Below are 12,586 nucleotides of genomic sequence, written 5' to 3' on the forward strand. Positions count from 1 at the left end.
GATGAGCACTACCGCTGACAAGATCGCCGTGCTGGGCGCCGGTTCCTGGGGAACCGCGCTGGCCAGCCTGCTCGCACGGCACGGTCACCCGACCGTGCTGTGGGGGCGCGACGCTGCCGTGGTCGAGGCCATCGACCAGCGCCACGAGAACCCGCGCTACCTGCCGGGCATCCCGCTGCCGGACAGCCTGCGTGCCACCACCGACCTGGCGTCGGCCGTGGAGGGCGCGGCCTGGATCCTGGTGGTGACCCCGTCGCATGCGTTCGGCGAGACCGTGCGTGCGCTGGCGCCGCTGCGTCCGGCCGGTGCCGGCGTGGCCTGGGCCACCAAGGGCTTCGAACCCGGTTCGGGCCGCTTCCTGCATGAAGTGGCGCGCGAAGTGCTGGGTGAGGACGTGCCGCTGGCCGTCGTCACCGGGCCGTCGTTCGCCAAGGAAGTGACCCAGGGCCTGCCGACCGCGATCACCGTGCACGGCGACGTGCCCGAGTTCGCGCAGACGGTGGCCGAGGCGATGCATGGCCCGGCGTTCCGCGCCTACACCGGCGACGACATGGTCGGTGCCGAGCTGGGCGGCGCAATGAAGAACGTGCTGGCCGTGGCCACCGGCGTGGCCGATGGCATGCAGCTGGGCCTCAACGCCCGTGCCGGCCTGATCACCCGTGGCCTCAACGAGATGCTGCGCCTGGCCGCGGCGATCGGCGCCAAGCCGGAAACGCTGATGGGCCTGGCCGGCCTCGGCGACCTGGTGCTGACCTGCACCGGCGACCTGTCGCGCAACCGCCGCCTGGGCCTGGCCCTGGGCCGTGGCCAGACGCTGCAGGATGCCGTGCGCGAAATCGGCCAGGTGGTCGAGTCGGTGCAGACCGCCGACGAAGTGATGCGACAGGCGCGCCGCCATGGCATCGACCTGCCGATCTCCGACCGCGTGCGTGCCGTGCTGCACGGCGAGCAGACACCTGAAGAAGGTCTGCGCGCATTGCTGGCGCGGGAGCAGAAACCGGAATATCCGGACACGCTGTTCAAGTGAATCGAAAAACCCCGGCCACGTGCCGGGGTTTTTTTGTGCGCGACCCATCCACGCATGGCGTGGATCTACTGCCGAACCCGCTTCTGGTAGCTGCCAACCTTGGTTGGCGCCCGGCGGCAGCAATCACCGCGACCGTGGCGGCGCGCTGGTGTTGTCCATGTCCGAGAAGATCAACCACGGCCCATCGTCCGCGCGCTTCAGCGTCAGCGTGAACTTGCCGGTGTCTCCTACGTTGTTGCCGTAGGTGTAGGCACCGATGATGTAGCCGACGTTCCCCTCCACCGAGTACGCCAGGGCACGCAGCCGCAGCGGGCTGCCACCCTGTCCGGCATACGCGCGTTCAATCGCATCGCGTCCGCGCACGGGGGCTGGTTGCTCTGCAGGATGAAAGCGTCCTCGGCGAACAACCCGGCCAGCGCCTTGGCGTCACCCGCACGCCACGCCTGCTCGTAGTCGCGCAGTACGCGATCCAGCGGCGCGGGCAAGGCTGCATCGGGAAGCGGCTGTGCGGGCTTCGCGCCTTCTGCATCGTGGGCGATGGCCGGCGATGCCAGCAGCAGGGCACTGCAGAAGATCATGGCGAGTCGTGCACGGCGCATGCGTCCGCCTCCAGGCGATGACGGGAAGGTGCGAACGCATCCTAGCGCGCTGCTGGTTAGAATCGCGCAGGCGCCCGCATGGTTGCATGCACCGCAGATCAGACAAGGACACGGAATGAAGATTCGAATCACAGGGATGGCACTGACGGTCGCACTGCTGGCCGCCTGCGGGCAGGCACCGGCACCCGATGCAGCACCGGCCGCACCGGCACCGACCACCGAAGCACCGGCGGCCACGGCGACGGTGGTCGAAAAGGAACCGTCCATCGAAGACGGCGTGGACCCCGCGGTGTGGGACAACGAAGGCGAACCGGAAGACCCGAGCGCCGGCGGCGAACTGACCTGCGCGGACAATCCGCTGGCGACCCATTTCTTCACCCTTGTGGGCGGCAACACCGTGGATGACTGCGGCCGCAAGGACCCGAAGGTGCTGGCCGCGTTCAACGCCCTGATGAAGAACACGGCGGCGGCCGAATCCGCCGACAAAGAGATTCCGTCGCTGCGCGAACGCCTGTTGAGCGGGCCCAGCGGGCCTGGCGAACTGGTGGTGCTGCAGGGCGAGCCGTGGTGGTTCTACACCGCCTGCCAGGCCCACGACTGCCCCGGCACCGCGTTGGCGATGCTGTATTCGCCCGATCAGTCGAAGATGGTCGGCCGACTTACCGCGCGCTGTCGTGTGTGGTGGCTGGGCGAACCGACGGCGGAACAACGTAAGCAGATCGAACAGCGCCAGCCACTGCAGGATGCCGCCTTGAAGGAAGACAGCGCGCTCTGCGAGTGATGTGGTGCCGGCGTCACCCGTCCGGCCGCATGCGTGCGTTGGCCTGTGCGTTCATGGCCAGGCACGCCATGATCAGCCCTTCCATCACCCGGTCGCCCACGTACTCGGCCTCCGTGCCGTTCTGGCGCACGCGTTCGGCCGCCAGCAGCAGTTGCAGCGTCACGCGCTGGCTTGCCAGTGCGCAGTCCGCATCGGCCAGCGCCATGCAGCGTCCCGGCATCTGGTGACGCTCCGGCCAGGGCTGGCCGTCGGCGGCCGCGCCTTTGCCTATGCGATGAAGCGTGGCGATGAAGGCATTCGGATCGGCCGCAGGCGTTCTGACGGCTCACCGGGTTTGGCGGGTGAGTGATGCGGATGCAGGCGAGGGAAGTCCGGAGTGGTCATGGCAGTGCTCCGTGCAGGACAGACGGTAGCCGCCACGCAAAGGTGGCGGGCGGAGACGTGGCTCGAAAACCGGGAGATCACGAACAAGACCGGCAGGCGCAAGGCCTCCACGCTCCGCCCGCCATAGCCGGCAGACGGAATGCCAGCCGGCGCCACGCGGGATGACGCCGGCTGGCAAGCGCAAACAACGTTCGTGATCTAACGGGTTTTCGAGGCCCGGCCACCCATTTTCCGGTGGCCCGCCATCTGTACGCGGGTCGCTGCGCAGTGCCAATCAGAACAGTTGCATTCCACGCTGAAACAAAGACGCTTTCGGCATTTTGGCACGCTGTTAAGCTGCCGCAGATGTAGGCGGCGCAACGGCCGTAGCGGCATGGGGAATATGCGACATGGGTCGAAGTTGATGACGTGGCGTACAGGTGCCGCACCAAGCCGATGACGACAGAGCAGGGCCGAGAACGGCGTCAAACAACGACAGTGTCAGACCGCCGTCCAGTCGATGACGAGAGGCGAGGAGACCTTCCCCGAATCGACATCCGAGCAGTCGGAGTGGTCTCCCAGGAACAGGAATCGATTGCCGCCCGTCACTTCAAAGAGGCGGCTTCCAGTTTCGGCGTACTCGGCCGGTGGCAGGATGGATGAAACCTGCATGGAGCTGAGTCCCGCGGTCTGCATCAGCCTGGCAGCATCCTCGGGCGAGATCAGCTGAGGATCGCTTGGCGTGCCGTAGGCCCAGCCGCAGTAGCCATTGTGGACATAGTAGTGCGACATGTTTCACCGTGAGCCTGGGCGGGGAGCCGAGGCAACACACTAGCGCGATCTATTTGCTCGCGCGCCGTGCACCTTTCTCGTCTTCGTCCTTTGCATCCCCACGGCTCTGCGCGAACTCCGGGAACGTCTTCGCGATCGAATCCTTGTCCGGCAGGATGTAGAACACGCCGCCCTTCTCGAACGTGGATTGCACGATCTGCTCGTAGAACGCAGGCGAGACGTTGATGCAACCGTGGGTGACGCGGTTGTCGTCCGGCGTCGGCGTCGCCAGTCGCTCGGCGCGCTTTTCCTTCGGGCTGCCCGGAGGCAGCGGATGCATCGACACGGCGGAATCGTAGTCCACCCACAGCACGCGCCCGGCATCGTCGGAAGGGCCGTAACCACCGATGAAGCGGCCCGCTGGCGTGGTGCGGTCGTGGCCGGGAATCGCGCTGAGTGCGAGCTTGGCGACGCCGGGTGCGGAGTGATCGCCGATGGCCGAACCGAACAGCGCCGGTGCTGCACCGCGCAGCTTGCCGTCGCCGCTGAAGACCAGAACCTGGGCGGCCGCCTTGTCCATGATCGCGAACGGATAGCCCTGGTTGTCCTTGCTGGCGACGACCCAGCCAGCCAGCTCGATCACCGTCTCGGACACGCTCTGGTCGGGCGGAAGTTCATCAACGGCGGCCACCGGTGGTGCAGGTGCGTCCTTGTCCCTGGCGTTGGCTACGCCGCTGCACGCAACGACCAGTGCCATGGCCAGTGCGGCATGGAGGGCGCGGCGTGCAGGGGAGGAGGAAGTACGAATGGGACGGCTCCTTGCAATGCAATCGTGGGTGGAAGGATGCCAGTGGCCGGCGAAGGCCACTGGGTCCCGATACACCCGATACAGAAGTGGATCAATTCAAACGGTGAGGGAGCGATTACCCGCGCGGCTTGCGGCCGGCAGGTGCCCTTTCAAGCTGCTGCACGCGACCTTCGATCTGGTCCAGACGCTGGTTGGCCTGCTGTGCCGACTGGTTGGCGGACTCCGCGCTCTGCGCAGCACCCTGCACCTTGACGTCGAGCTGATCGAGACGCGAGTTGATGGTTGCAAACTCGTTCTTGTAAGAGGCGCAGGCGCCAAGGCTCACGGTAGCGATGAGCGCTACAGCAAGTGCGCGGGCCGTCTTCATGTGTTGCGGGTTCAGGTTCATTGCACTCCCTCCTTCGTCTGGGGAAGCTGGAATATAGCGGCGTTTGTTCCCGCTGCTACCAAGCGCTTTCAGCTGGAATTTGAATACGTGGATGCACTGTGAAGCCCGCTTCTGACCCTGCATTAACAAGCGGGATCAGGCGAGCTGATCTGCGTCGGCGGAGCGCCTTGCGCCTGTTCAAGATCGCCAATTCATCAGTATGAAGCCGCTGTCACGGCAACTGCTTTTCGACGCCATTTACAGCGGTGCAGGCAGGCTTCCATCCACTCGCCTCGAACACGCTCGCGGCGGTGTCGGGGCGCACATCCAGCAGCGTGGCGATGGCCCTGGTCCTGTCTGGCGCGCGGGAAACATAGTCGCGGGCGATGCGGTAGCCGACCCAGTATCCGAGATCTCCGCGTCGTGCTTCATCGCCGGGGCCGTTGTACAGCCACTCCGAAAGATCGGTGCCTGCACTGTCCTGTACGAACGCGCGCTCCAGCGCACATTCGCGGCCTTGCGTCCAACGATGCAGATGCGCGTTGGCCGGTTGCCCCGAGATCAGTTCGCCCACGTACTCGGCGCCGCCTTCAAGCAACGTCTGATAGAGCAGGGTGGGCTGCATGACATCGACGCTCGCACCGGGCTGTTGCACGTGCACGTACTCATGGGCGATCAGGTGCACGAAACGATCGCCGACATCGGGCTGCATCCAGTCGGCGTTGCACAGTGCTTCCAGTCCGATCACCACACCATCCTTGGTGGTGACGCCGCCGCTGTTGCCCCGCCCGACCAGTACGGTGACCGGAGGAAAACGTGCGGAGGGGAGCAGCGTGCCCAACCGATCGAGTGCGTCGGCAACCCGCGCGCGGATCGCCGGCAATGCCGCTGCACAGGTCCGCGCCCTGGCGAACAATGCCGGCTTGTCCTGGATGGTCCTGGCCAAACGCTCCATTGAACCGATGCGGCTATCGGTGAAGCTGCGCAATGCATCCGTGCCGGTGTCCAGATAGCCGCGCTGCAGATCTTCGGCACTCGGTTTTCCTCCACTGGCATCCAGCACGCTGAAGAATCGCGTGACATCGTCTGTCTGAACCACGATGCGCGCAGAAGGTTGGGCGCGCTCGGCGGCGCTGGCTGGCAGCTGCATCATCGGCAGGACGACCAGCAGCAGCACCCGCACTGCGCGGCGCGCATGGGGCGGAAACAGCAGTGACGCGGCGAACGCGTGCGGCATGTGGAGTTCCCTGAACGCCAGCCTTATTTATACACCAGTCAGTTCAATATTCAGGGTTGATTAGACCCCCTAACGGATAATTCACACCTGTCGACCGCCTCCTCTCTCTCCCCCTCCCGGGAGGCGGCCGACGAAACCAAAATAATTAAAGGTGTGTCCCGATAAACAAGAATTCGCTGCTCGCCCTGGGTCTTCTGGCTGCTCTGCCGTTCGCTGCATCGGCAACCGACGGCCTGTCGTACAACTACGTTGAAGGCGGCTACGTGAACACCGATGCCAAGGGCGGCGACGCCGATGGCTGGAAGGTGAAGGGTTCCGTGGCGGTGCACCCGAACTTCCACATCTTCGGCGACTACAGCGCGCAGGAGACCGACAAGTTCAAGAATGACGTCGACCAGTGGCGCATCGGTGCCGGCTACAACTACGGCATCGCACCGAACACCGACCTGGTGGCCCGCGTCGCGTACCAGAAGTTCGACATGAAGCACGGCCTCGACTTCAACGGCTACTCGACCGAAGTCGGCGTGCGCACCGCGTTCAACCCGTACGTGGAAGGCTACGTGATGGCCGGCTACGAGGACTACACCAAGAAGCACGGCATCAACCCGGACGGCGAGTTCTACGGCCGCGTCGGCGCCACCGCCAAGTTCAACCAGAACTGGGGCCTGAGTGGCGAAGTGAAGCTGGCCAAGGCCGGCGACCGCGAGTGGTTCGTGGGCCCGCGCTTCACCTGGTAACAAACGCCTGTCGTTAGTGCGTGTTGTGCTGGCGTGTGACTCTCTCTCTCTCTCCCACACGCCAACCGAAGCCCGGCCTCGCGCCGGGCTTCACTTTTATGGGCCGCGTGGCGCGACAATGCGGCATGCGCGACCCTTCCTCTCTCGCAGGTACCGGCACGGCCTACCAGGAGCATCTGGCACCTGCCCCGCTGCGTGGCCGCTTCGGCCAGCTGTGGCAGAGCCAGCTTCCTGACGATGCTGATGGGCACATCACCGTGCTGCCCGATGGCTGCGTGGATATCCTCTGGCGCGACGGTGCGCTGTTCGTCGTCGGCCCTGACCGGGTAGCCGCACATCCGATGCTGGCACCGGGCGCGCAGGTGCTGGGTGCGCGCTTCCGGCCAGGGCAGGCGCTGGCCGCGCTGGGCCTGCCGTTGGCCGAGATCATCGGCCAGGCGGTGCCGTTGGCTGATCTCAAGGGTCGATGGGCGGTAGAGGCCGCGGCTTCCATCGGCGACACCGCGCCTGCGCAGCGCCTGCAGCGGATGGCGCACTGCCTGCAGTCGCACCTCGGGGGCGCGGCGCCCGACAGCCGGTCACAGCGGGCGCACGTCCTGTTCCAGGCGCTTGCCAGCGGGCATGCCACGCTGGATGAGCTCGCGGCACGTCTGAGCCTGAGCCCGCGCAGCCTGCGGCGCTTCAGCCAGTCGCAGTTCGGCTACGGGGCCAAGACGCTGGAGCGGATCCTGCGCTTGCAACGCTTCCTGCGGCACAGCCGCGCGCTGCCGCAGCACTCGTTGGCAATGCTGGCCGCCGATGCCGGCTATGCCGACCAGGCCCATCTCAGCCGTGAGGCGCGAGAGCTTGCCAGCATGACCGCACGGCAGCTCCGCGTGGAATGGGGGCGATGATGGCCGTTTCGTTCAAGACCGGCGTGCCGCGCTGACCGAAGCTGGGGTTCCAACCACGGAGCCACCCCATGAGCCATGCCGCTACCCACGATGCCGAACGCTGCATCGACAACATCGAATTCAACGTCGCCGACATCGCCCGCAGCAAACGCTTCTACGGCGAGGTGTTTGGCTGGAACTTCACCGACTATGGCCCGGCCTACACCGAGTTCGACGATGGCCGCCTGAAAGGTGGCTTCGTGGCCGACGCACCGGTGCGCGCGCACGGCGGTCCGCTGGTGATCCTGTACTGCGCGGACCTGGCTGGTGCACAGCAGCGCGTGGTTGCCGCCGGTGGCGAGGTGGTGCAGGCGGTGTTCACCTTCCCCGGTGGCCGCCGCTTCCATTTCCGCGATCTGGATGGCTATGAGCTGGCGGTCTGGAGTGACGTGGACTGAGGTCTTCCGACCTTTATCGGTGGACGGAACGAGAACCGCTCCGTCCCCGGTCAGGCGGTTCCGCTATGATCGCCGGCACATCGCCGTCGGCGATGCACCCGTCTGAAGCCAGCAGGAACTGCCGTGAATTCCCAGCCCGCACCGATCACCGCCCTCAATCACACGCTCGACAACGAGCCGCAGCAGATCACTGCGCCGCTCACCCATTCGGCGGCGTTCCTGGTGCTGAAGGTGAAGGATGACGAGGCGTCGATCGCCAAGGCGCGCGAGGTGCTGGCCAGCACCGATGATCTGATCAAGAACACCGCCATCCGTGAGATCGAGCGCACTTTCACCTGCAACGTGGCCATCGGCCACCGCGTGTGGCAGCCGCTGGTGGGCACCACGCCGCCGCGTGAGCTGCAGCCGTTCCGCGAGATCAAGGGCGCGACCCACACGGCCGTGTCCACACCGGGTGACCTGCTGTACCACATCCGTGCGCGCACCATGGACCTGATCGTGGCGTTCGAGCGCAACCTGCTGATGGCGTTCGGCGATGCGGTGGAAACGGTCGATGACGTGGCCGGCTTCCGCTATTTCGATGGCCGCGACCTGCTCGATTTCGTCGACGGCACCGCCAACCCGGAAGGGCTGTCGCTGCCGGAAGCCACCATCGTGGGCGAGGAAGACCCGGAGCATGCCGGTGGCAGCTACGTGGTGGTGCAGAAGTACCTGCACAATCTTGATGCCTGGCGCGCTCAGAAGACCGAGGCGCAGGAAGCGATCATCGGCCGCACCAAGCACGACAACATCGAGCTGGATGATGCGCCGGCCGATGCGCAGAAATCGCACAAGACGCTGTGCACCATCGAGGATGCCGACGGCGAGCACGAGATCCTGCGCGACAACATGCCGTTCGCCAACCCGGGCCGTGGCGAGTACGGCACCTACTTCATCGGCTACACGCGCCGCCTGTGGGTGATCGAGACGATGCTCGAGCGCATGTTCATCGGCAATCCCGCGCCGCTGCATGACCGCATCCTCGATTTCTCCACCGCCACCACCGGCGTGACCTTCTTCGCGCCCTCGCGCAAGGTGCTGGCCGACCTGGCCGAGTGATCGCGCCCGGCCTGGCCCCTCCCCGCCGCCATCTGCCTGTCATCTATGGCGCCGACCATGGCGCGCTGGATGGGAGTGCAGGAGGCAGGCGATGGTCATGGCAGGGAACAGGACCGGCATGCGCCGCTGGTGGCGGCCACTGGCCGCGTTGTTCGGTGCGTTGGCACTGGGGAGTGCCAGCGTTTCCGCGCAGGAAGCTCCTGCGCACTGGATGGCCTACGCCGCCGCCGTGGGGGGGCAGCTGCAGCAGCGCCTGCAGCAGGAGCAGGACCCGCAGGCGCAGCGCGTGCTGGAATGGCTGCAGGCACATCCGGATGCACCGACGCCGCTGCCGGTGAGCGTGTGGATCGCGGCGGATGGCCGCATCTCGAAACTGGAATTCGACAGCCTGGGCGATGCCCAGATCGACGCCGATCTGCGTGCGACGCTGCAGGCCTCGCCGTTGCAGGCGGCACCGCCGGCCGACATGCGCCAGCCGATGCGATTGGGCCTGGTACTGGAGCCGAAGTAGACCCACGCCATGCGTGGATGTGTCTGGTAGATGCCGACCCTGGTCGTCAGGCGCGCGCCAACCAAGGTTGGCGACTACCGTAGCCCTCAGCCACGCATGGCGTGGCTCTACTGTGGATGGCCAGCGCACAGCCCGGCCATCCGCATCAACGCACGGGTGCACCCCGCGGCTCGCGCGCGGCTGCGCTCCATGCGCGCAGGCCGAACACGGCCAGGCCGAGGAAGAATACGTACAGCGCGGCGGTCACGTGCAGCGACTTGAACAGGTACGCACCCACGTACACCACGTCCACTGCGATCCACACCCACCAGCAGGCCACGTGGCGACGTGCCTGCCACCATTGCCCGACCAGGCTCAGACCGGTCAGCATCGCATCCAACCACGGCAGGGCAGCGTCGGTGAAGCTGTGCATGGCCGCGCCCAGCGCCACGCCACCGCACACGCCGATGGCCAGATCGCGCAGCAGCTTGCCGCGCGCCAATGGCACGATGCGGATGCTGCCCTCATCGGCGGCATGCTGCCGCCAGTTGATCCAGCCATAGACCAGGAAGCCGCCGAAGATCACCTGCAACAGCGTGTCCGAGTACAGCTTGGCCTCGGCGAACACCAGCCCGTACAGCGTCACCGACAGCAGGCCCACTGGCCATGCAGACAACCGGCGCCGGGCCATCAGCCAGACGCCGAGGATGCTGCACAGCGCGGCGGTCCACTCGAGCATCACGCCGCTCACAGCGCGAACGTCACCGACAGGCGGGCCTGTCGCGGTGCGCCGGGGAACAGGTAGTAATCACCGCCGCTGCTGCCGGTGTCGCGCCAGTAGAAGCGGTTGAACAGGTTGTCCACCGACAGGTTCCAGGTCACCGCGCGTTCGTGCAGGCGATGCTGGAAGCGCAGGCCGGCATCGAACACCGAGTAGTCCGGTGCGCGCACGCCACCGTCGGCGCGTGCCACATTGGCACTGGCATAGCGCCAGCCGCCGGTCACGTCCAGGCCCTGCACGAACGGCAGCGCGTAGGCCACATGCACGCTGGCGCGCACCTTCGGCACGTTCACCAGCTGATGGCCTTCATAGGCCGGGGTGCCGGTGTCGCGCGCGCGCGCCTGCAGCACGCTGGCGCTGGCCACGATCTGCAGCGCGTCGGTCAGCTGCCCGTTGGCGGTCAGCTCCAGGCCGGTGTGGGTCTGCGTGCCTTCCTCGACGAAGGTGTAGCCGACGTCGCTGCTGTCCGGCTTGGCGTACTGGTACGGCTGCGAGATGCGGAACACGGCCGCACCCAGCGTCAGCGCCTCCACCGGCACGTACTTCACGCCCACTTCCAGCTGCCGCGATTGCACCGACGGCAGGAAGGTGTCGGCGTTGCTGGTCCAGAACGGCGCTTCCTGGCCCAACGAGATGCCGAGCACATAGCTGGCATAGGCGTTGAGCTGGTCGGTGGCCTTCCACACCAGCGCGGTCTGCGGCAGGAAGCGCGACAGGCGGCTGTGCCGCTGCGGGATGCCGCGCTTGTCGTAGGCGCGCTCGTCCAGGCGCACGAAGCGGCCACCGGCCAGCCACTGCCAGTCATCGCCGAAGCTCATCCGGTCCAGCGCGAAGAACGCGGTCTGGCGGCTGTCCAGGCGCCGAGCGGACGGCCCCGGCATCTTCGGCGACGGCTCGAATACCGGCACCTGCGCGTCGTGGATGTTGCTGGTGCCGACGTACTCGTTGACGCTCGGGCGCTTGTCCACGGTACGGCGGAAGTAGTCGGCACCAACGGTCAGCTGGTGGCCGACGCTGCCGGTCTCGAAGCGGCCGCGCAGCTCCGCACGGGCCTGCTGGTTGCGGCGGGTATCGTCCGGGCTGCGGTAGTCGTAGACATCGTAGTCGCCGTTGGGCGCGAAGTAGTTGCCCGGTACGCTGCCATCGGCGCACTGCACGGCGTAGTAGCAGCCATAGGCGAAGGCGACGTTGTCATCGATCACCGAGCGGCTGTGGCCGACCGAGACACGCGACTGCCAGGCGTCATTGAATTCGTAGGTGTGCAGGGCGGTGATATTGGTGCTGGCGATATCCACCGGGCGCTGCCACGGCTGGTAGCCCAGCAGGTGTTCGCGGTCGACGCCGCGCGGCAGTTCGCGTGCGCCCAGCAGCTGGTAGCCGGACACCGAACGCTGCGAGCTGGTCTGGTAGTTGGCATCCACTTCCAGCTTGCCGCGCTCGCCGATCAGCCAGTCGGCGGCCAGCGAGTAGAAGTTGCGGCGGCCATCGGCGTGCTCGACGTAGGAATTGCTGGAATCCCATGCGGCATTCAGGCGCAGGCCGAAGCGCGGGGTGATCCAGTGGCCGACATCGACGGCGACGTAGCGCGAGCCTTCCGAATCGGTGCCGAGCGTGGCGGTGCGCACTTCCGCCGGGCGCTTGCCGATGTAGTTGATGATCCCGCCCGGCGCCATCACGCCTGCCGCCAGGCCGGCTTCACCCTTGAGGATCTCCACCGACTGCACGTTCTCCAGCGCCAGGCGTTGCTCGCCGGCGATGGACAGCCCGTTGAAGCGGTAGCCGGTGGCGGCGTCCAGCGCGAAGCCGCGGATGGCGATGTTCTGGTAGTAGCCCACCGGTGCATAGGCATCCCCCAGCGAGGCATCGTTGCTGGCCAGCTCGGACAGCGAACGCACCTGGCGGCGGTCGAGGTAATCGCGCTCGAGCACGTTCACCGAGGCCGGCGTGTCCTTCCAGCTTCCACCACCGAAGGCGTTCACGCGAGAGGTATCGGCCTTCGGTTTGCCAGCCTCCACGCGCACCGCCGCCAGTTCGGTCGGCGAACGATCGGCGCCGGTGGCAGCCGCATCGGGAGCAGCGTCAGCCTCGCTGGCATGCAGCGGCAGCGCGGCGCAGAGGGCGAGGGAGAGCAGGGTGGGGCGCAGGCAGCGGTTCATTCGGTTCGTCTTCGGACAACAAGGGAGACGAAGCGACGGCG

Annotated in this window: 13 protein-coding genes and 2 pseudogenes; 7 read left to right on the forward strand and 8 right to left on the reverse strand. The window is 66.5% G+C overall.

The features are described from left to right. The first annotated feature begins 1 nt into the window (after position 1). The gene (locus tag ACZK1G_RS00625; RefSeq protein WP_005407597.1) at positions 2–1,027 is read left to right on the forward strand and encodes an NAD(P)H-dependent glycerol-3-phosphate dehydrogenase; all 1,026 of its coding nucleotides are present in this window, start codon (positions 2–4) and stop codon (positions 1,025–1,027) included. Between the two features lie 123 nt (positions 1,028–1,150). Here ACZK1G_RS00625 and ACZK1G_RS00630 read toward each other — a convergent pair. Beyond that, positions 1,151–1,605, reverse strand: a pseudogene (locus ACZK1G_RS00630) (YybH family protein). Positions 1,606–1,741: 136 nt separating this feature from the next. On the opposite strand from ACZK1G_RS00630, the gene ACZK1G_RS00635 reads away from it, so the two are divergent. After that, a complete protein-coding gene (locus ACZK1G_RS00635) occupies positions 1,742–2,407 on the forward strand; it encodes an Ivy family c-type lysozyme inhibitor (protein ID WP_101764682.1) in 666 nt (221 codons plus the stop codon). A gap of 13 nt (positions 2,408–2,420) precedes the next feature. Here the strand turns inward: ACZK1G_RS00635 and ACZK1G_RS00640 are convergent. From ACZK1G_RS00640 to ACZK1G_RS00660, 5 genes and pseudogenes are all read right to left on the reverse strand, one after another. Beyond that, positions 2,421–2,791: pseudogene (locus ACZK1G_RS00640) on the reverse strand (hypothetical protein). A gap of 480 nt (positions 2,792–3,271) precedes the next feature. Continuing rightward, positions 3,272–3,562 (reverse strand): hypothetical protein, encoded by a 291-nt coding sequence (locus ACZK1G_RS00645; RefSeq protein WP_101764683.1) that lies wholly within the window; start codon positions 3,560–3,562, stop codon positions 3,272–3,274. Positions 3,563–3,611: 49 nt separating this feature from the next. Continuing rightward, positions 3,612–4,298, reverse strand: a complete 687-nt coding sequence (locus tag ACZK1G_RS00650) for a L,D-transpeptidase family protein (protein WP_101764684.1) — start codon at positions 4,296–4,298, stop codon at positions 3,612–3,614. A gap of 166 nt (positions 4,299–4,464) precedes the next feature. Then, positions 4,465–4,737, reverse strand: coding sequence for a hypothetical protein (locus ACZK1G_RS00655; protein ID WP_010487149.1), 273 nt, complete (start codon positions 4,735–4,737; stop codon positions 4,465–4,467). A gap of 211 nt (positions 4,738–4,948) precedes the next feature. Beyond that, positions 4,949–5,953, reverse strand: coding sequence for a DUF2268 domain-containing putative Zn-dependent protease (locus tag ACZK1G_RS00660; RefSeq protein ID WP_233490822.1), 1,005 nt, complete (start codon positions 5,951–5,953; stop codon positions 4,949–4,951). 161 nt (positions 5,954–6,114) lie between these two features. Here ACZK1G_RS00660 and ACZK1G_RS00665 point away from each other — a divergent pair, with 161 nt between their 5' ends. From ACZK1G_RS00665 to ACZK1G_RS00685, 5 genes are all read left to right on the forward strand, one after another. Beyond that, positions 6,115–6,690: an OmpO family porin gene (locus ACZK1G_RS00665; protein ID WP_005411880.1), complete on the forward strand. Its 576-nt coding sequence runs from the start codon at positions 6,115–6,117 to the stop codon at positions 6,688–6,690. A 125-nt stretch (positions 6,691–6,815) separates the two neighbouring features. Beyond that, on the forward strand, positions 6,816–7,583 hold the full coding sequence (locus ACZK1G_RS00670) for a helix-turn-helix transcriptional regulator (RefSeq protein WP_101764685.1): 768 nt from the start codon (positions 6,816–6,818) through the stop codon (positions 7,581–7,583). 68 nt (positions 7,584–7,651) lie between these two features. Beyond that, the gene (locus ACZK1G_RS00675; protein ID WP_101764686.1) at positions 7,652–8,020 is read left to right on the forward strand and encodes a VOC family protein; all 369 of its coding nucleotides are present in this window, start codon (positions 7,652–7,654) and stop codon (positions 8,018–8,020) included. 123 nt (positions 8,021–8,143) lie between these two features. Beyond that, complete coding sequence (locus tag ACZK1G_RS00680; protein ID WP_101764687.1) at positions 8,144–9,118, forward strand: Dyp-type peroxidase; 975 nt, start codon at positions 8,144–8,146, stop codon at positions 9,116–9,118. A 91-nt stretch (positions 9,119–9,209) separates the two neighbouring features. Then, positions 9,210–9,629 carry a hypothetical protein gene (locus tag ACZK1G_RS00685; protein ID WP_101764688.1) on the forward strand — a complete coding sequence of 140 codons (420 nt, stop codon included), beginning with the start codon at positions 9,210–9,212 and terminating at the stop codon, positions 9,627–9,629. Between the two features lie 145 nt (positions 9,630–9,774). Here the strand turns inward: ACZK1G_RS00685 and pnuC are convergent, their stop codons facing one another. Both pnuC and ACZK1G_RS00695 read right to left on the reverse strand, forming a co-directional pair. Then, complete coding sequence (pnuC, locus tag ACZK1G_RS00690; RefSeq protein WP_101766364.1) at positions 9,775–10,347, reverse strand: nicotinamide riboside transporter PnuC; 573 nt, start codon at positions 10,345–10,347, stop codon at positions 9,775–9,777. 8 nt (positions 10,348–10,355) lie between these two features. Beyond that, complete coding sequence (locus ACZK1G_RS00695; protein ID WP_101764689.1) at positions 10,356–12,545, reverse strand: TonB-dependent receptor; 2,190 nt, start codon at positions 12,543–12,545, stop codon at positions 10,356–10,358. Between the last annotated feature and the right edge of the window lie 41 nt (positions 12,546–12,586).

It is taken from the genome of Stenotrophomonas sp. 109824_Sma, assembly GCF_056480025.1.

Excerpts from the sequence above, each read along its gene's own strand:
- ACZK1G_RS00625 (WP_005407597.1), top strand. The coding sequence starts at position 2 with ATGAGCACTACCGCTGACAAGATCGCCGTGCTGGGCGCCGGTTCCTGG.
- ACZK1G_RS00635 (WP_101764682.1), top strand. The coding sequence starts at position 1,742 with ATGAAGATTCGAATCACAGGGATGGCACTGACGGTCGCACTGCTGGCC.
- ACZK1G_RS00645 (WP_101764683.1), bottom strand. The coding sequence starts at position 3,562 with ATGTCGCACTACTATGTCCACAATGGCTACTGCGGCTGGGCCTACGGC.
- ACZK1G_RS00650 (WP_101764684.1), bottom strand. The coding sequence starts at position 4,298 with ATGGCACTGGTCGTTGCGTGCAGCGGCGTAGCCAACGCCAGGGACAAG.
- ACZK1G_RS00655 (WP_010487149.1), bottom strand. The coding sequence starts at position 4,737 with ATGAACCTGAACCCGCAACACATGAAGACGGCCCGCGCACTTGCTGTA.
- ACZK1G_RS00660 (WP_233490822.1), bottom strand. The coding sequence starts at position 5,953 with ATGCCGCACGCGTTCGCCGCGTCACTGCTGTTTCCGCCCCATGCGCGC.
- ACZK1G_RS00670 (WP_101764685.1), top strand. The coding sequence starts at position 6,816 with ATGCGCGACCCTTCCTCTCTCGCAGGTACCGGCACGGCCTACCAGGAG.
- ACZK1G_RS00675 (WP_101764686.1), top strand. The coding sequence starts at position 7,652 with ATGAGCCATGCCGCTACCCACGATGCCGAACGCTGCATCGACAACATC.
- ACZK1G_RS00685 (WP_101764688.1), top strand. The coding sequence starts at position 9,210 with ATGGTCATGGCAGGGAACAGGACCGGCATGCGCCGCTGGTGGCGGCCA.
- pnuC (WP_101766364.1), bottom strand. The coding sequence starts at position 10,347 with ATGCTCGAGTGGACCGCCGCGCTGTGCAGCATCCTCGGCGTCTGGCTG.
- ACZK1G_RS00695 (WP_101764689.1), bottom strand. The coding sequence starts at position 12,545 with ATGAACCGCTGCCTGCGCCCCACCCTGCTCTCCCTCGCCCTCTGCGCC.